A 217-nucleotide genomic window follows, 5' to 3' on the forward strand; every position below is an offset into this window, starting at 1 on the left:
CAAGTTAAATTCAGGAATGTCCTGTAATCTAGCTGTAGCCACAGATTCCTGTATTTTTTCCACTTCCTCCATGGTTAAGGTTAGGGAAGCTTCAGCCGTATACTGACCGAAACCTCTTGATACGGGCATATTACCCGCTCCGTATTGATTTTCAATCTCCTGGTTGTCAGAGTAGGAAATTGAAGTTATGCCATAAAAAGGCTTATCGCCATTGGCC

The 217-nt window shown here is 42.9% G+C and carries 1 protein-coding gene; it reads right to left on the reverse strand.

Features of this window, described 5'->3' with window-relative positions; translation table 11 throughout:
• Positions 1-217, reverse strand: a 217-nt coding sequence (locus E1171_RS22890) for a hypothetical protein (protein ID WP_222931248.1), incomplete at both ends; no start/stop codon positions are given.

Source organism: Xanthovirga aplysinae, assembly GCF_009711365.1.
GTDB classification, from domain to species: Bacteria; Bacteroidota; Bacteroidia; order Cytophagales; family Cyclobacteriaceae; genus Xanthovirga; species Xanthovirga aplysinae.